The sequence below is a fragment of the Qipengyuania thermophila genome, from assembly GCF_004153605.1.
GTDB lineage: Bacteria > Pseudomonadota > Alphaproteobacteria > Sphingomonadales > Sphingomonadaceae > Qipengyuania_B > Qipengyuania_B thermophila.
Map to the genome: position 1 here is coordinate 399,999 of NZ_SDSI01000002.1, position 16,045 is coordinate 416,043.

A 16,045-nucleotide genomic window follows, 5' to 3' on the forward strand; every position below is an offset into this window, starting at 1 on the left:
CTGGCGTTGTGGCGGTCCGGTCCTCGCGGTGTCGATCGCGCCGTACCGGAGCCGGACACCGGCTCATGCGTGCGCGGCATCCTCCACATGCAGTTCGGCCGACCGTCTTGCGCCCCACTCGTCGAGCGACACCCTGCCTGCCAGCCAGTACCGGCGCTCCGCCGAGGCGTGCAGCAGCGACTGCCCCCATTGCGTTTCCGCGGCGCGAAAGGCGACTGCCTTGACCCGCGCGCCGTCCTCTCCCGCAGCGAGGAAACGGACGTGATCGCGGCCGACGATGGAAGCGTTCAGGATCCGCACCGGGCCGAGTGCCACGCGCGGTGCCGGCCAACCGACCCCGAAAGGCCCAGCCGCGTCGATCCGTTCGGCCAGATCCGCGTTCAGCCCGCGCGGCAGCACGGCAAGATCAAGCAGCAGCGCCCGCGATGCACGCGACCGCGCGACACGCGCGGCGAGCTGCGCCTCCAGGAAGTCGGCGAACGCGGGGATGCCCTCTGCCGCCACTGTCATGCCCGCAGCCATGGCGTGTCCGCCCCCCGCGAGCAGCAGTCCGGCGTCCTTCGCGGCGATGATGGCCGCGCCGAGGTCGACCCCGGCGATGGAACGGCCCGATCCTTTGCTGACGCCGGTGTCCGGGTCGACGGCCAGCACGATCGCCGGACGCTCCGTGCGTTCTTTGATCCGCCCGGCGACGATCCCGATGACGCCGGGATGCCAGCCAGAACCGTGGGCGATGACAACGTGCCGGTCCTGCTGGGCGGCGAGCTGCTGCTCCGCCTCCTCGCGCACCTGATGCTCGATGGCGCGCCGCTCCTCGTTCAGCCGCGACAGCTCTGCGGCAAGGGCGCTGGCCTGCGCCTCGTCGGATGCGGTGAGAAGATCGACGCCGAGCGAAGCGCGGCCGACGCGCCCTCCGGCGTTGATCCGTGGACCGAGCGCGAAGCCGAGATCGCTGCAGCGCGGAGCGCGGTGCAGCCGCGAGGCGTTCACCAGCGCGGCGAGTCCCACATTCGCGCCTCTCGCCAGAACCTTCAGCCCCTGTGCGACAAAGGCCCGGTTGAGCCCGTGGAGCGGCGCGACATCCGCCACGGTGCCGAGCGCGACCAGATCGAGGAGGGACAGAAGGTCCGGCTCAGCCCGGTGCGAAAAGAAGTTGCGGGCGCGCAGGCTGCGCACGACCGCAATGGCCAGCAGAAACGCCACGCCGACAGCGGCAAGGTGGCCGTGCGACGCCGCCTCGTCGCCCTCATCGCGGCGATTGGGGTTCACCACCGCCAGGGCCGGCGGCAGCGCGTCGGAGCATTGGTGATGGTCGACGACGATCACGTCGAGGCCGGCTTCGGCTGCGGCCTGCAACGCGTCGTGCGCCATGGCGCCGCAATCGACGGTGACGACGAGCCGGGTGCCCCGGCCGGCGATCCTTTTCATGGCCGCGACCGAAGGGCCGTATCCCTCCGCGATGCGGTCGGGGATGTAGGCGTCGGCCTCCTGCCCGAGCATGGCGAACAGGCGAAGCAGCAAAGCCGCGCTGGTGGCGCCGTCGACGTCGTAGTCCCCGAACACTGTGACAGGTTCGCCGGCAGCGATGGCCTGTGCGATCCGGTCGGCCGCCGTGTCCATGTCGCGAAAGATCGACGGATCCGGCAGGAAGGCGCGCAGGGTCGGCGCGCGGTGGCGTTCGACATCGTGCTCCGGCACGCCGCGTGTCATCAGCAGGTGACGCAGCAGGCTTTCGCCGGGAATGTTCGCGCCTGTTGCCGTGAGGTCGAGCGTGCCGCCGCGCCACTCCCATCGCCTTCCGGTGAGGGAGCGGCTGACCCCGCACGCGGCGGGAGTCTGCAGCGCGGCGTCCTGAATGTTCACCTGCAACCGCCGTCGCTTGTCCCGAGCAGCTTGCGGCGCGCGTCGTGATATTCGCCTTCGAGGCGGGACACGAGGTCGGCCACGGAGACGACGTTCTTGACCGCTCCGACGCCCTGTCCCGAACCCCAGATGTCCTTCCACGCCTTGGCCTTGGTGTTTCCGCCGCTGCCGAAGTTCATCTTGCTGGGGTCGCTCTGCGGCAGATTGTCCGGGTCGAGGCCGCTGCGCTCGATCGAGCTGCGCAGGTAATTGCCGTGCACCCCGGTGAACAGATTGGTGTAGACGATCCCCTCCGCGCTTCCCTCGACGATGCCCTGCTTGTACGCCGCGTCGGCATTGGCCTCCTCGGTGGCGATGAAGGCGCTGCCGATATAGGCGAAGTCCGCGTCCAGAGCCTGTGCCGCGAGGACCGAGCGGCCATGCGCGATGGCCCCGGACAGAGCCACGAGGCCGTCGAACCATTCGCGGATTTCCTGCATCAGCGCAAAGGGCGAAAGCGTGCCGGCGTGTCCGCCCGCGCCGGCGGCAACCGGCACCAGCCCCGTTGCCCCCTTGTCGATCGCCTTGTGGGCGAAGCGGTTGTTGATGACGTCGTGCAAAGTGATGCCGCCCCAGTTGCGCACCGCCGCGAACACCTCCTCCCGCGCGCCGAGCGACGTGATGACCAGCGGCACCTGCCACTTTTCGCACACGCGCATGTCCTCTTCGAGCCGCGTGTTCGACTTGTGCACGATCTGGTTGACCCCGAACGGGGCCGCCGGCCGGTCCGGGTGCTGCCGGTTGTGCTCGGCCAGTTCCTCGGTGATCCGGTGCAGCCATTCGTCCAGCAGGGATGCCGGCCGCGCGTTCAGCGCGGGGAAGGTGCCGACGATCCCCGCCTTGCACTGGGCGATAACGAGCTCGGGGCCGGACACGATGAACATCGGCGAGGCGATGACGGGCAGGCGCAGGCGGTTGAAGGGGGCGGGCAAGGTCATTCGGTACTCCTGCGGCAGCGGTGGAATGGAGCGGCGATCGTGCCGTCGCGGCGGGGCGGGGTGATGCGCTTACCCTGCGTCCGGATCAGCGAGGCGGTAGAAGCGCTCCGCCGTGCCGGCGAACAGCGCGTCGCGTTCTTCCGCGGACGCACCGGCGGCAATCCGCTTGAAGGCGTTCCAGATGGTCACGTAGTCGCCCGCCCAGCGGTCGACGGGATAGTTCGACTCGAACATGGCCCGGCGGGGGCCGAATGCCTCGATGCAGGTCTCGATGTAAGGCCGCCACAGATCGGCGAGCTGCGCCGAAGAGGGCCGCGGATCATCGCCTGTCGCCGGCATCCCGCAGAAGGGCATGCCCAGCCCGCCGAGCTTCACGACCACGTTCTCGCATGCGGCGAGGGCGGTGATCTTGTCGCGCCAGACGCCGAAGCGTTCCGCCAGCCTCCCTGCTTCGGCGGCGATGTTGAGCGGCGTGCCGCAATGATCGAGGCAGATCGGCAGGTCGGGCAGCGCCCGCGCGAGATCCAGCACATCCTCCAGCTGCGGCTCGAGCACCCAGGCATCGAAGGTGAGCGCGTGCGCGCTCAGCAGCGCCGCGCCGCGCCGGAACGCGTCGGAAGCATACAGGCCGGGCGGGGCGTGAAAGGGCGGCCCCAGAACATCGGGATCGGCATGCCAGGCGCCCTGGTGGCGCAGTCCGCGCAGGCGCGGGAACCGCACCGCCGCGTCGGCCAGCGCCGCATCAAGCTCCCCCTTGTCCATCCGCAGGTCGAGATGGCCCACGATGGCGGCACACGGCCGCACTTCGCCGTGAGCGCCGGCCGCGGCGCCCTGCGCCGCCACGCCCGTCACGTATTCGAGTTCGCCGAAGCTTTGCCGCGGGCCATACGCCGGATTGTAGAAGGCGCCGCATTCAATGAACACGGTGGCCGTCACCCGGTGACCCGCGGCGAGGTCGCCCATCAGTTCATCAAACCCGTAGCGCGGGGTGCGGGCCACCGTGGCGACGAACGGGTGGCGCGGTTCGGGGAAAATCGGGAGAAGCGGGCGCAGATCCCACAGATGGTGGTGCGGATCGACGATGCGCCAGTCAGGCTCCAGCGCCTCCTCCGCCGGTCTGGCGGCAGACGCCATGCTCACCGCCGCTCGAACGCGGCCGTGATGGCCAGCTCCACCTCATCCCCGACGAGCGGCAGCGCATAGGTCAAGCCGAAGTCGGACCGCTTGATCACGGCGGTGCCGGTGAAGCCGACGGTGGCGCGTCGGTTCATCGGGTTGTCCCCGGCGCCGGTGAACTGGGCGTCGATGGCGAGGGGTCGCGTGACGCCGTTCAGGGTGAGTTCCCCGTGGATCCGTGCATCGCGCGCTCCCGTCGGCTGCACGGAGGTGGAGCGGAAGCGCGCCGGCGCAGGCTCCGGTCCGAAGAAGTCGGGGCGGGCTCCGTCGGCTCCCGGCCGGAACAGGTGCTCGCGCAGGCCGCCGCTGACCACCGACAGGGAGGTGACGGGGATCGTCACATCGACGGTGGCGCCGGCAAGGTTGGCGGGATCGATCGTCAGCGTTCCTTCGACATCGCCGAACAGGCCGAAATAGGGGTTGAAGCCGAAGTGATCGACGCTCCACTGGACCAGCGTGTGCGCCCCGTCGACCGCGTAGGTGCCGGCCGCGACGCGGGTGGTGTCAAGCTGGCCGGGCAGGTCGGCGGGGCGGCCCTGGCTGGTGAACGCGGCAGCGCCGGTCGCGAGCAGCACGGCGGCGGCGATGCCGATCGGAAGCGTGGGTGCGGACATGGGCTGTCTCCTTTGGGTGGCGGCAAATCCTATCGCATGGGGAAGGGGGCCAGGCAATCAGCACGCCGGCCCGAACCGCTGCCAATGCGCCGGCGCGCTGTGCCTGAACCAGGTGTACTGCCGCTTGGCATACTGGCGGGTGGCAAGACGGGTTTGCTCGAGCGCGCTCTCCAGCGTGCGCTCGCCGCGTAGCAGGGCGGCGATCTGTGGCACCCCGATCGCGCGCATGACCGGGAGCTCGGGCGGAAGGCGGCGGGCAAGAAGGCGCTCGACCTCTGCGACTGCCCCGGACTCGAACATGCGGGTGACACGGCTGTCGCAGCACGCGTACAGGCTGTCGCGATTGGGCAACAGCACTTCGGCGGTCGTTGCGACCCGATGACCAAGGCCGCCGGTCCGCACCGCGCGCCAATGGCGCAGCGAGCGTCCCGTGGACCGCTTCACTTCCAGCGCCCGCTGTGTCCGGCTCGCGTCGTTCGGGTTGAGGCTCGCGGCGATGGGCGGATCTTCCCGCAAGAGAGCCGCCCACGCCTCGTCCTGCGGAAGGCGGCGGACCTCGGCGCGGATGACGGGATCGACATCCGGAACAGGTGCCAGACCCTCCAGCACCGCACGCAGGTAAAGACCGGTGCCGCCCACCAGGATCGGCACCGCGCCGGCGGCGTGGGCGTCGTCGATGGCCTCGACGGCGAGCGCCGCGTATCGCCCGGCCGAACCGGGCCGTGCTCCGTCCCAGACGCCGTAAAGACGATGCGGCACCCCGCCCATCTCCGCCGCTGTCGGGCGGGCGGTCAGGATCGAGAGGTCGGCATACATCTGCGCGCTGTCGGCGTTGATGATCACCGCCCGGTCGCCGCGGCGTTCCATCGCGTGCGCGAGAGCGACCGCCCGCCTGCTCTTGCCGCTGGCAGTGGGCCCTGCGATGAGGAATAGCTGTGGCCGGTCATCGGCTCTGTGAGGGGACATGGCGTTGCTCACTGCCCGAGTTCTAGCAGAACCCGACCTGCTGCGCGCAAGGGCTGCCGAGGTCGAGGCGGCGCTCTGCCGGGGCGGGTTCGCGCACGTGGCGGCGGAGGAGCGTCCGCAGGCGCCGGACAGGAGAGACTGGCGACTGGCGGACGGCGACACGAGAGCCGCGGCCCGGATCCTCGCGGACGTGCTCGGACCGTGCGATGTGCTGGTCACCAAGGACACGCCGCAGGCGCCGGCGCTCTTCGTGTCCGACATGGATTCGACCATCATCGCTCAGGAGTGCATCGACGAGCTGGCCGACTACGCCGGTGTGCGCGACGCGGTTGCACGGGTGACTGAGCGGGCCATGCGCGGCGAGCTCGATTTTGCGGCCTCCCTGCGCGGGCGGGTGGCGTTGCTACGGGGCGTGACGGAGGAGGAGATTGCCGCCTGCCTGCGCGACCGCATCGTTCCCCATGCGGGCGCCCGAGACCTGCTTCGCTGGCTGAGGAGCGAAGGGTGCCGGACCGTGCTGGTGACGGGCGGGTTCACGCATTTCGCTGCGGTGATCGCGGACGCACTCGGCTTCGACCGGGTGGAGGCCAATCGCCTCGAAATGGCCGAAGGACGGCTGACGGGCAGGGTGCTCGACCCGATCCTCGACGCGCAGGGAAAGGCAGCGATCCTCGACGAGGAACGGGGCAGGCTTGCCGGTCAGGGGCCGGTGCTCGCTCTCGGGGACGGGGCGAACGATGTCGCCATGCTGGCGCGGGCGGACATCGGCGGCGCCTATCATGGCAAGCCGGTGGCGCAGGAGCAGGCGTCCCTGCTCGTCAATCGCGGCGACCTAGCCTCCATCGTCCGCCTGTTCGCTTGAGTTCATCCCGGCTGCCGATCGACAGGACTTGCGGGGAGACCCGCATCTTGCTATTTACACCTTTGTCAGTAGTGAGGTCGAGATGAACGCTCCCGTCCCTTCCGCTCCCCTTGCGATCGAATGCAGCAGCGACGGCGTCCCGCTCCGCGACCCGGCGCGCGCGGTTCCGCGCTACAGCCTGCCGCGGGCGGTCCACCACTTCCGCGAGCTCCTGAAGGACAAGGAAGAGACCAGCCACGTCTTCAAGATCTTCGAGGCTCTGCCGTCGAAGAGCTTTCTTCCCCGCGTGCGCCGGCTTGCCCTATCTCCGCATGGAGAGGCGTTGCGCCGGTCCGAGCCGTATCTGCCGCCCATCCTCGACGACCACGCCGCCCTTCGCCGCCTGCCGCGCGGCAGCGTGGCGCATGCCTATTGCGATTTCATGGAGAGCCAGGGACTGTCGGCCGCGGGACTGGTGGCCGAGGCCGACAAGCTTGGCCGGCCGCGCTACGACGACCTCGTTCAGTGGGTCGCGGACCGCAGCCGCGATGTGCATGACCTGATGCATGTGCTCACCGGCTACAGCCGCGATGCACTGGGCGAGCAGTGCGTGCTGCTGTTCACCCATGGTCAGCAGCCCTCGCATGGCCATCTCCTCATCGGCTGGGCCGGCGCGGCGCACATCAGGCGTCTGACCCGCACGCGCGCCCCGATCTTCAAGGCCGCCCTTGAGGCGCAGCGCACGGGCCGGGCGTGTCCGCCGCTGATTTTCCTGCCCATCCGCGATCTGCTGGCGCTGAACCTCGAGGAGGTGCGCCGCCAGCTCAACATTCCCGAGCCGCGCTGGTATCGCGAGTGTCACCGCGTTTGGCGCGCGGAAGGCATCGACCCGTTCCACCTGATGGCGCCGGAGCGACCTCAGGCCGCGTGATCGCGCTCCTGCCGATCCCCGCGCGCGCAGCCGGGGACAGGCTCAGGAGCCGGCCGGGCGCGCCGTCTGCATCCAGTCGTCGAAGAAGCGTTCGTGTGCGGCGCGCAGCTGCGCCACGGAGCGGGACCAGTCCGCACCGCGGATGCTGTCTCCGCCACTCCGGGCCACGACTTCGCAGGTGATCCCTTTGGCCATGGCCCGCTCGCGCAGGACCGCCGCGGCCTTGCGGACGGCGATGAGGTAGAGACCCTGGCTCTCCCCAAAACAGGCGTCCGCATCCGGCCGGCCGAGCAGTTCCAGTCCCACATCGCCGGCGAGCGCCATCTCCGCGAGCGCCACGAGCATGCCGCCGTCGCTGACGTCATGCACGGCCGCGACGCTGCTGGTCCCGGCGAGCGTACGCACGAATTCGCCATGCGCGCGTTCTTCTTCCAGATAGACCCTGGGAGGCAGACCCGCCTCGATGCCGTGGATTTCGCGCAGCCACAGGCTCTGGCCCAGCGCCCGCTGGGGTGTGCCGAGCAGCAGGATCTCGCACTCGCCCTCGAGCGCGATGGTGTGGATCCGGGTGTAATCGTCGAGCAACCCCACACCGCCGATCGCCGGCGTCGGCAGGATCGCGCTTCCACCTCCGGTCGCGCGACTTTCATTGTAGAGCGACACATTGCCGCTCACCACGGGAAAGTCGAGCGCGGCGCACGCCTCCGCCATGCCTTCAATGGCATGGACAAACTGGCTCATGATCTCGGGACGCTGCGGATTGCCGAAGTTCAGGCAGTTGGTGATGGCCAGCGGCCTTGCCCCGACCGCACACAGGTTGCGATAGGCTTCCGCGACCGCCTGTTTCCCGCCTTCGTAAGGGTCGGCGTAGACGTAGCGCGGGGTGCAGTCGGTCGTGATCGCCAGCGCCTTTCCGGTCCCGTGCACCCGGACAACGCCCGCATCGCCCCCGGTCTGCAGCGTATCTGCGCCAACCTGGCTGTCGTATTGCTGCGTGATCCAGCGCCGCGAGGCGAGGTCGGGGCATGCAAGCAAGCGTTCAAGGTCGCCGCCGATGTCGTCGCTCTCCGGCCAGTCCTGTTCCGACTTCACCTGCGCCCACGCGCGGTAGGCGTTGCGGTCCAGATAGGGGCGGTCATAGCGCGGCGCCTCGTCCGCCAGCGGCCCGAGCGGTATGTCGCACACGACGTCGCCGTTCCATTCGAGCACGAGCCGCCCGGTGTCGGTGACGGAGCCGATGACGGCGAAGTCCAGATCCCACTTGCGGAAGATCGCCTCGGCTTCCGCCTCGCGGCCGGGCTTGAGCACCATGAGCATCCGCTCCTGGCTCTCGCTCAGCATGATCTCGTACGGCGTCATCCCCTCCTCGCGGCAGGGCACCTTGTTCATGTCGAGATGGATGCCCGCACCGCCCTTGGCACCCATCTCCACCGAAGATGAGGTGAGGCCGGCCGCGCCCATGTCCTGAATGGCGATGATGGCATCCGTGGCCATCAGTTCGAGACACGCCTCGATCAGCAGCTTTTCCGTGAAGGGATCGCCGACCTGCACGGTGGGCCGCTTGGCGTCCGCATCCTCGCCGAAGTCGGCCGAGGCCATGGTCGCGCCGTGAATGCCGTCACGCCCGGTCTTGGAACCGACATAGACGATTGGATTGCCGATGCCGCTCGCCGCGGAGTAGAAGATGCGGCTGGTCTCGGCGATGCCAACGGTCATGGCGTTGACGAGGATGTTGCCGTCATAGGCGGGATGGAAATTGGTCTCGCCGGCGACCGTCGGCACCCCGACACAATTGCCGTAGCCGCCGATCCCGGCGACGACGCCCCGGACAAGATGCTGCATTCGCGGGTGGTCGGGGCGCCCGAAACGCAGGGCGTTGGCGTTCGCGACCGGCCGGGCGCCCATCGTGAACACGTCGCGCAGGATGCCCCCGACGCCGGTCGCCGCGCCCTGATAGGGTTCGATGTAGGACGGGTGATTGTGGCTCTCCATCTTGAAGATGGCGGCCTGTCCGTCGCCGATGTCGATCACGCCCGCGTTCTCGCCCGGTCCGCAGATGACCCACGGTGCCTCGGTCGGAAGCTTGCCGAGGTGTATGCGCGACGACTTGTAGGAGCAGTGCTCGCTCCACATCACGGAGAACACCCCCAGCTCGACGAGGTTCGGTTCGCGGCCAAGGGCCTTGAGGACACGGTCGTATTCGGCCGGATCCAGCCCGTGCTGCTCGGCGAGTTCGGCTGTCGAGGGTGGGGGTGTGCTGTTCATGGCCGGCGCCTTACTCCAGACGGGGCCGCAAGCGCCAGCGGCCTGTGCACACCCATGATTGGCGTCCGCGTCGGACGATCGGCAGCCGCTCCTTGACCACCGCCGCGACGCCCGCCATTGATCTTCGGATGGAACCCGATCCCCATGCGCGTGCCGCCATGACGTTCGAGCAGGCGCTTGCGGAACTCGAGCAGGTCGTCCGCCGGCTGGAGAGCGGCGAAGAGCCGCTGGAGGAGTCGATCAGCCTGTACGAACGCGGCGAAGAGCTGCGCCGCCTCTGCCAAGCGCGGCTGGACAGCGCGCAAATGCGCATCCGGCAGATCGTCGTCGATGCGGATGGCGAGGCGGCCGGGGCGCGTCCCTTCGACGAGAACGCCTGAGCATGGCGGCATCGGGAGGGGGGGCGGACACTCTCGGTTCCGCCATGGCATCTGTCCGGCAGGAGATCGATGCGGCCTTCGGTCGCCTCCTGCCTGTGCCCGACGATCGTCGCGCGCGTCTCGTCGAGGCGATGCGGTATGCGGCCATCGGTGGAGGCAAGCGGATCCGGCCGCTGCTGCTGACCGAGGCGGCGCGGCAGTTTTCCGTCGACCGCGACATCGCCATCCGGGCCGCGTGCGCGGTGGAAGCGATCCACATCTATTCGCTCATCCATGACGATCTGCCTTGCATGGACGATGACGCCACGCGGCATGGACGGCCCACCGTTCACGTGCAGTTCGACGAAGCCACCGCCGTTCTTGCCGGAGATTGCCTGCATGCGCTGGCCTTCGAGCTGCTGGCGACGCCGCAGATGTCGGGCGACCCGTTCGTGCGCGCCGAACTGGTGGAATGCCTCGCGCGGGCGAGCGGCCACAACGGCATGGCCGGCGGGCAGATGATGGACATGCTCGCCAGCGCCGGGGCCTACGACCTGCCCACCGTGACGCGGCTTCAGCAGCTCAAGACCGGCGCGCTGCTGTCGGCCGCGGTCGAGATGGGCATGATCCTCGGGCGGCTCCCGGTCGACGGGCGGGCACCGCTCAGAGCCTATGCGCGCGACCTCGGGCTGGCCTTCCAGATTGCCGATGATCTGCTCGACGTCGAAGGAGACGAGGAACTTGCGGGCAAGGCGCTGCGCAAGGATGGCGAGCAGGGGAAGCAGACGTTCGTGACCATTCTCGGCGTCGAGGGCGCGCGCAATCAGGCCCGCACGCTGGCCGAGCAGGCCGTTGCCTGCCTGTCGGGGTTCGACGCCCGCGCCGACGTGCTGCGCGCGCTGGCGCGCTTCGTCGTGGAGCGCGACCGGTGACGGGGCCGCGCACGGGCATCTATCCCGGCACCTTCGATCCTGTGACGCTTGGCCATGCCGACATCATCCGCCGCGCAAGCAAGCTTGTCGACCGGCTGATCGTCGGGGTGACCACCAATCCGTCCAAGCAGCCGCTCTTCTCCGCGGCGGAGCGGCAGGACATGGTCCGGCGCGAGGTCGGGGCGCTCGGCCTTGGCAATGTCGAGGTGCAGGGATTCGACGCCCTGCTGGTGAAGTTCGCCCGGCGCATGAACGCCGGCATCCTCATCCGCGGCCTGCGAGCGGTGGCCGACTTCGAGTACGAGTACCAGATGGCCGGCATGAACCAGCAGATCGACCATTCCATCGAAACGGTGTTCCTGATGGCGGATGTCTCGCTCCAGCCGATCGCCTCCAAGCTCGTCAAGGAGATCGCCCTGTTCGGCGGCGACATCGCGCCGTTCGTCAGCCCGCAGGTGGCCGCCGATCTGATCGCGCGCGTGCAATCGGTCGGCCTGCGCGGCGAGTACTAGATATTCATGGCCAGGACAGAGGGCGCGCGCTAACGGCGGGCGCTCGAGACAGTTCAAGCGACGGAACCCCATGACCATGCTGATGCGCATTGCCCTTGCCGCGGCCCTGGCAGCACTTCCCGCGGGCGCCGCGTTGGCCCAACAGCCCGCGCCGACCAGCGCGGCCACCGGGGCGCAGGATTTCACCGCGCGGGTCAACTTCAACCTTGCCGAGGATCGCGACAACATCCTCTATCTCGATCTGTCCAGCGGCGAACGCGTGGCCATTCGCCTGATGCCGCAATGGGCGCCCGCCCATGTCGAGCGGATCAAGACGCTGGCGCAGCAGGGCTTCTACGATGGGGTCGTGTTTCACCGCGTGATCGACAACTTCATGGCGCAGACCGGCGATCCCACCGGCACGGGGCAGGGCGGCTCGCCGCTCCCGGATCTTGCGGCCGAGTTCAATCCGATGCCGCATGTGCGCGGCACCGTCAGCATGGCCCGCGCCGAGGCGGAGAACAGCGCCAACAGCCAGTTCTTCATCGTCTTCTACCCGCGCTTCAGCCTTGATCGCCGCTACACCAATTTCGGCCGGGTGATCGCGGGGATGGAGGCGGTGGACGCCATCGCGCGGGGCGAGCCGCCGGCCAATCCGACCCGCATCCTCCAGGCCTCGATTGCCAGCCAGAACCGCCCCCGGCCCCCCGCACAGCCTGCGGCCGTCCCGCCGCCGGGCGAAGGGCTGGATGCCCTGCTGCGCTGAGCCGCGTCTTTCTCCGTTTGCGCCGCTGCGCTAGGGGCGGGGCGTGAAGACCGACCTGTTCGACTTCGACCTGCCCGAGGACCGGATCGCCCTCCGCCCCGCAGTGCCGCGCGACGCAGCGCGTCTGCTGGTGGCCACGCGCGAGGGGCCGTTCGGCGACCATGTGTTCCGCGAATTGCCGCGCCTCCTGCGTGCCGGAGACCTGCTGGTGTTCAACGACACCCGGGTCATTCCGGCACAGCTTGAAGGCGTCAGGCGCGCACGCGACGGAGGGGCGGGCGCGAAGATCGGTGTGACGCTGCATCAGCGGCTCGGCGCGCGGCGCTGGCATGCCTTCGTCCGCAACGGCCGGCGGCTCGCGCCGGGCGACCGGATCGATTTCGGCCACGACGTCGCGGCTGAAGTGGAGGACCGGCTGCCGGATGGCAGCTTTCACCTCTCGTTCCTGGGTGCCGAACCGGCCGAGGATCTGCTGGCGCGCGCGGGCACGGTGCCGCTTCCCCCTTACATCGCCAGCCGCCGCCGCGCGGACGCGCGCGACCGTGCCGATTACCAGACGGTGTTTGCGCGAGAGGATGGTGCGGTGGCGGCACCCACGGCGGCGCTGCATTTCACCGACGCCGTGCTTGGGGAACTGGCCGGCGCGGGCATCCGCAGCACGACGGTGACGCTGCATGTCGGAGCGGGAACGTTCCTGCCGGTCAAGGCCGCGGACACCCGGGACCATGCCATGCACTCCGAATGGGGACGCATCACGCCGGAGGCGGCGCGGGCATTGAACGAGGCGAAGGCACAGGGAGGGCGGATCATCGCCGTTGGCACCACCAGCCTCCGGCTCCTTGAAAGCGCGGCGGACGACAACGGAAGCGTCGTCCCGTTTACCGGGTCGACCGACATCTTCATCACGCCCGGCTACCGCTTCCGCGCCATTGACGGACTGGTGACCAATTTCCACCTGCCGCGTTCAACCCTGTTCATGCTGGTGAGCGCGCTCATGGGACGTGAACGGATGCTGGAGGCGTACGCGCATGCGATCGAGAACCAGTACCGCTTCTACTCGTATGGCGACTCGTCGCTGTTGCTGCCTTGACGGGTGAGCGCTCGCTGCCCGGCGCGGTTCCGGCGGAGGACGAGGCGCCTCCCATCCTGCAGATCGACGGTCTGACGAAGCGATTTGCCGGCGGGGCGCTCGCGCTGGACAACGTCAGCCTGCAGATCCGTCCGGGAGAGATCTTCGCGCTGCTTGGCCCGAACGGCGCGGGCAAGACGACGCTGATCGGCGCCGTGTGCGGCCTCGTGCGTCCCACCTCCGGCCGCATCCAGGCCTTCGGACAAGACGCGCGGCGGCACTGGCGCGCGATGCGCGGACGCATCGGCCTGGTGCCGCAGGAACTCGGGTTCGACATCTTCGACACTGTCTGGCGGCAGGTGCGCTACTCGCGCGGCCTGTTCGGACGCTCGCCCGCCGCGGATCTGCTGGAGGAGGTGCTGCGTTCGCTGTCCCTGTGGGACAAGCGTGACGCACAGATCCGCACCCTGTCGGGCGGGATGAAGCGCAGGGTCCTGATCGCCAAGGCGCTGGCGCACGAACCCGACATCCTGTTCCTCGACGAGCCGACGGCGGGCGTGGACGTGGAATTGCGCCGCGACATGTGGCGTCAGATCGCCGGCCTCAAGGCCCGCGGCGTGACCATCATCCTGACGACGCACTATCTCGAAGAGGCGGAGGAGATGGCCGACCGGATCGGGATCATGCACCGCGGCCGGCTGCTGCTGGTCGACGACAAGCGGAGCATGATGAAGCGGCTCGGGCGCACGGAGGCGCGCTTCACCCTCATCCGGCCGCTCGGCGCGGTGCCGGAACCGCTTGCCGATCTGCCTGTCGAACTCGTCGACGGGGGCCGGGTGCTGCTCTACCGGGGTGGCGACGGCGCGGGACGCGGACGCGAGCACGTTGCCGTCTTGGCGCAGCGCCTCGCGGAAATGGGCGAGCGTTTCACCGCCATCGAGCAGCGGGAATCCTCGCTCGAGGACATCTTCATGCAGTTCGTCGACGCGGAAGGGACACGCGCGTGCTGAACACCCGATCGACGTGGGCAATCTACACCAACGAGCTGGCGCGGTTCCGGCGCACCGTCTTCGGGTCGCTCGTCGCGCCCGTGCTCACCACGTCGCTCTACTTCATCGTGTTCGGTGCCGCCATCGGCGGGCGCATGGATGCCATCGACGGTGTGGCATACGGCGCCTTCATCGTGCCCGGCCTGTTGATGCTCACGCTGCTGTCGGAGAGCACCTCCAACGCGAGCTTCGGGATCTACATGCCGCGCTTCACCGGCTCGATCTACGAGCTGCTCTCGGCTCCCGTAGGAGCAACGGAAATCCTGCTCGGCTTCGTCGGCGCGGCGGCCACCAAGAGCCTGGTGCTCGCGGCGATCATTCTCCTGACCGCACGGCTGTTCGTCGACTACAGCATCGCTCATCCGGTGCTTGCCCTGCTTTACGTGGTCCTGATCGCCACCGCCTTCTCGCTGCTCGGGTTCCTGCTCGGGATCTGGGCTGAAGGCTTCGAAAAGCTGCAGCTGGTCCCCTTGCTGATCCTGACGCCGCTCACCTTTCTTGGCGGGACGTTCTACTCCATTGGCATGCTGGCGGAGCCGTGGCGCATGGCGGCCATGCTCAACCCGATCGTGTATCTCGTCAGCGGCCTGCGCTGGACCTTCTTCGGACAGGCGGATGTGCCGTTTGCAACTTCGCTGCTGATGACGCTGGGCTTCCTTGCGGTCTGTGCCGGCGCGGTCGGGCTGGTGTTCAGGACCGGCTGGAGGCTGCGAAGCTGATGCGTTCCACGCGCAGCCGCCTTGCGTCGGAGCCGGGTCCGGTCCTACGACGGTCGGCATGATGCACGCCTTTGCCATGGCGGCGACACTCGTCCTCCCGCTGGCCGGGCAGGCTGCAACCCTGCCCGAACCGCTGCGCCTGATGATTGAGGCGGCCATGGCCACCGGCGACGCGGACAAGGTTGAAACCGTGCTCGACCTTGCCCGGCAGACCCACCCCGAACATGGCGATGCGATTGCCGCGCTGGAGCAGCGCTGGCAGAACCGGACCCCGGTTCCGGCGGCGCAGATCGCCGCCGCTGAGCTGCCAGCCGAGGCTCCGGTGCCGCAGGACGCTGCCCCGCCGCCCGCCCGCCGGGCCACATGGTCCGGACGAGGGGAACTGGGCGGATTTCGTGCCACAGGGTCGGGACGGAGCAGCGGCATCACCGCCGCGCTGAACGTCACTGCCACCGATGGGCCGTGGCAGCACAAGCTGCTGCTGCGCGGCGATTATCAGCGGGCGGGCGAGCGAACCGTGCGCGAGCAGCTCCTCGCCGCCTACGAGCCACGCTACGAGTTCAGTCCGCGCCTGTTCGCCTACGGGCTCGGCCAGTTCGAGACCGACCGCGTGCAGGGTTTCGTGTCCCGCACCTCCTTGTCCGGTGGCATCGGACACCACCTCGTCGACCGCGACGATCTTGACCTGTCGATCAAGGCCGGGCCGGCGCTGCGCCACCTTCGCTACACCGCGGGAGGCAGCGACCTGCGGCTCGCCGCGCTGATCGGGGTCGATTTCGACTGGCGCATCACCGACCGGCTCACGCTTTCCCATGACGCCAACGCCGTGGCGGAAACGGCGGGTTCGGCGACGGTCGTGCTCGACTCGCGCAACACCAACCTCAATCTCGTCACCGCTCTCGACGCAAAGGTGACGGACTCCGTCTCTGTCCGCGTGAGCTATACGGTCGACTATGACAGCAACCCGCCGCCGGGCGGACAGCGCACGGACACGCTGTCGCGCTTCTCGTTCGTGTACGGGTTCTGA

At 68.9% G+C, this 16,045-nt stretch carries 16 protein-coding genes; 10 read left to right on the forward strand and 6 right to left on the reverse strand.

Annotated elements, in window-relative coordinates; all coding sequences use genetic code 11:
* Window positions 1-63: 63 nt before the first annotated feature.
* The 5 genes from recJ to miaA all read right to left on the reverse strand — a co-directional run bounded on the left by recJ (window position 64) and on the right by miaA (window position 5,596).
* Entirely contained in the window at window positions 64-1,863 is a 1,800-nt protein-coding gene (recJ, locus tag ETO60_RS06245; RefSeq protein ID WP_234026362.1) for a single-stranded-DNA-specific exonuclease RecJ, read from the reverse strand.
* Window positions 1,860-2,840 (reverse strand): NAD(P)H-dependent flavin oxidoreductase, encoded by a 981-nt coding sequence (locus ETO60_RS06250; RefSeq protein WP_130003798.1) that lies wholly within the window; start codon window positions 2,838-2,840, stop codon window positions 1,860-1,862. The genes recJ and ETO60_RS06250 overlap by 4 nt, the downstream gene beginning before the upstream one ends.
* Before the next feature lie 69 nt (window positions 2,841-2,909).
* Window positions 2,910-3,974: an amidohydrolase family protein gene (locus tag ETO60_RS06255; RefSeq protein WP_130003800.1), complete on the reverse strand. Its 1,065-nt coding sequence runs from the start codon at window positions 3,972-3,974 to the stop codon at window positions 2,910-2,912.
* 2 nt (window positions 3,975-3,976) lie between these two features.
* Complete coding sequence (locus ETO60_RS06260; protein WP_130003802.1) at window positions 3,977-4,630, reverse strand: YceI family protein; 654 nt, start codon at window positions 4,628-4,630, stop codon at window positions 3,977-3,979.
* Between the two features lie 57 nt (window positions 4,631-4,687).
* Complete coding sequence (miaA, locus tag ETO60_RS06265; protein WP_130003804.1) at window positions 4,688-5,596, reverse strand: tRNA (adenosine(37)-N6)-dimethylallyltransferase MiaA; 909 nt, start codon at window positions 5,594-5,596, stop codon at window positions 4,688-4,690.
* Between miaA and serB the strand changes: the two genes are divergently transcribed.
* Window positions 5,595-6,458, forward strand: a complete 864-nt coding sequence (serB, locus tag ETO60_RS06270) for a phosphoserine phosphatase SerB (RefSeq protein ID WP_130003806.1) — start codon at window positions 5,595-5,597, stop codon at window positions 6,456-6,458. The two genes, miaA and serB, sit on opposite strands and share 2 nt — an antisense overlap.
* 82 nt (window positions 6,459-6,540) lie before the next feature.
* Window positions 6,541-7,368, forward strand: coding sequence for a Coq4 family protein (locus ETO60_RS06275; RefSeq protein ID WP_130003808.1), 828 nt, complete (start codon window positions 6,541-6,543; stop codon window positions 7,366-7,368).
* A 42-nt stretch (window positions 7,369-7,410) separates the two neighbouring features.
* Here the strand turns inward: ETO60_RS06275 and purL are convergent, their stop codons facing one another.
* Entirely contained in the window at window positions 7,411-9,633 is a 2,223-nt protein-coding gene (gene purL / locus ETO60_RS06280) for a phosphoribosylformylglycinamidine synthase subunit PurL (RefSeq protein ID WP_130003810.1), read from the reverse strand.
* Between the two features lie 92 nt (window positions 9,634-9,725).
* On the opposite strand from purL, the gene ETO60_RS06285 reads away from it, so the two are divergent.
* The 8 genes from ETO60_RS06285 to ETO60_RS06320 all read left to right on the forward strand — a co-directional run bounded on the left by ETO60_RS06285 (window position 9,726) and on the right by ETO60_RS06320 (window position 16,045).
* Window positions 9,726-10,013 carry an exodeoxyribonuclease VII small subunit gene (locus ETO60_RS06285; protein ID WP_390612605.1) on the forward strand — a complete coding sequence of 96 codons (288 nt, stop codon included), beginning with the start codon at window positions 9,726-9,728 and terminating at the stop codon, window positions 10,011-10,013.
* A 44-nt stretch (window positions 10,014-10,057) separates the two neighbouring features.
* Complete coding sequence (locus ETO60_RS06290; protein ID WP_234026363.1) at window positions 10,058-10,924, forward strand: polyprenyl synthetase family protein; 867 nt, start codon at window positions 10,058-10,060, stop codon at window positions 10,922-10,924.
* A complete protein-coding gene (gene coaD, locus ETO60_RS06295) occupies window positions 10,921-11,436 on the forward strand; it encodes a pantetheine-phosphate adenylyltransferase (RefSeq protein ID WP_130003814.1) in 516 nt (171 codons plus the stop codon). The genes ETO60_RS06290 and coaD overlap by 4 nt, the downstream gene beginning before the upstream one ends.
* A gap of 76 nt (window positions 11,437-11,512) precedes the next feature.
* Window positions 11,513-12,181 carry a peptidylprolyl isomerase gene (locus ETO60_RS06300; protein WP_130004615.1) on the forward strand — a complete coding sequence of 223 codons (669 nt, stop codon included), beginning with the start codon at window positions 11,513-11,515 and terminating at the stop codon, window positions 12,179-12,181.
* Window positions 12,182-12,224: 43 nt separating this feature from the next.
* On the forward strand, window positions 12,225-13,271 hold the full coding sequence (gene queA / locus ETO60_RS06305) for a tRNA preQ1(34) S-adenosylmethionine ribosyltransferase-isomerase QueA (RefSeq protein WP_130003816.1): 1,047 nt from the start codon (window positions 12,225-12,227) through the stop codon (window positions 13,269-13,271).
* A complete protein-coding gene (locus ETO60_RS06310) occupies window positions 13,268-14,260 on the forward strand; it encodes an ABC transporter ATP-binding protein (protein WP_234026364.1) in 993 nt (330 codons plus the stop codon). Before queA ends, ETO60_RS06310 begins: the two co-directional genes overlap by 4 nt.
* Entirely contained in the window at window positions 14,254-15,018 is a 765-nt protein-coding gene (locus ETO60_RS06315; RefSeq protein WP_130003818.1) for an ABC transporter permease, read from the forward strand. Before ETO60_RS06310 ends, ETO60_RS06315 begins: the two co-directional genes overlap by 7 nt.
* A gap of 58 nt (window positions 15,019-15,076) precedes the next feature.
* Window positions 15,077-16,045: a DUF481 domain-containing protein gene (locus ETO60_RS06320; protein ID WP_130003820.1), complete on the forward strand. Its 969-nt coding sequence runs from the start codon at window positions 15,077-15,079 to the stop codon at window positions 16,043-16,045.

Excerpts from the sequence above, each read along its gene's own strand:
- purL (WP_130003810.1), bottom strand. The coding sequence starts at position 9,633 with ATGAACAGCACACCCCCACCCTCGACAGCCGAACTCGCCGAGCAGCAC.
- ETO60_RS06290 (WP_234026363.1), top strand. The coding sequence starts at position 10,058 with ATGGCATCTGTCCGGCAGGAGATCGATGCGGCCTTCGGTCGCCTCCTG.
- miaA (WP_130003804.1), bottom strand. The coding sequence starts at position 5,596 with ATGTCCCCTCACAGAGCCGATGACCGGCCACAGCTATTCCTCATCGCA.
- ETO60_RS06260 (WP_130003802.1), bottom strand. The coding sequence starts at position 4,630 with ATGTCCGCACCCACGCTTCCGATCGGCATCGCCGCCGCCGTGCTGCTC.
- ETO60_RS06300 (WP_130004615.1), top strand. The coding sequence starts at position 11,513 with ATGCTGATGCGCATTGCCCTTGCCGCGGCCCTGGCAGCACTTCCCGCG.
- ETO60_RS06255 (WP_130003800.1), bottom strand. The coding sequence starts at position 3,974 with ATGGCGTCTGCCGCCAGACCGGCGGAGGAGGCGCTGGAGCCTGACTGG.
- serB (WP_130003806.1), top strand. The coding sequence starts at position 5,595 with ATGGCGTTGCTCACTGCCCGAGTTCTAGCAGAACCCGACCTGCTGCGC.
- ETO60_RS06250 (WP_130003798.1), bottom strand. The coding sequence starts at position 2,840 with ATGACCTTGCCCGCCCCCTTCAACCGCCTGCGCCTGCCCGTCATCGCC.
- ETO60_RS06275 (WP_130003808.1), top strand. The coding sequence starts at position 6,541 with ATGAACGCTCCCGTCCCTTCCGCTCCCCTTGCGATCGAATGCAGCAGC.
- ETO60_RS06320 (WP_130003820.1), top strand. The coding sequence starts at position 15,077 with ATGATGCACGCCTTTGCCATGGCGGCGACACTCGTCCTCCCGCTGGCC.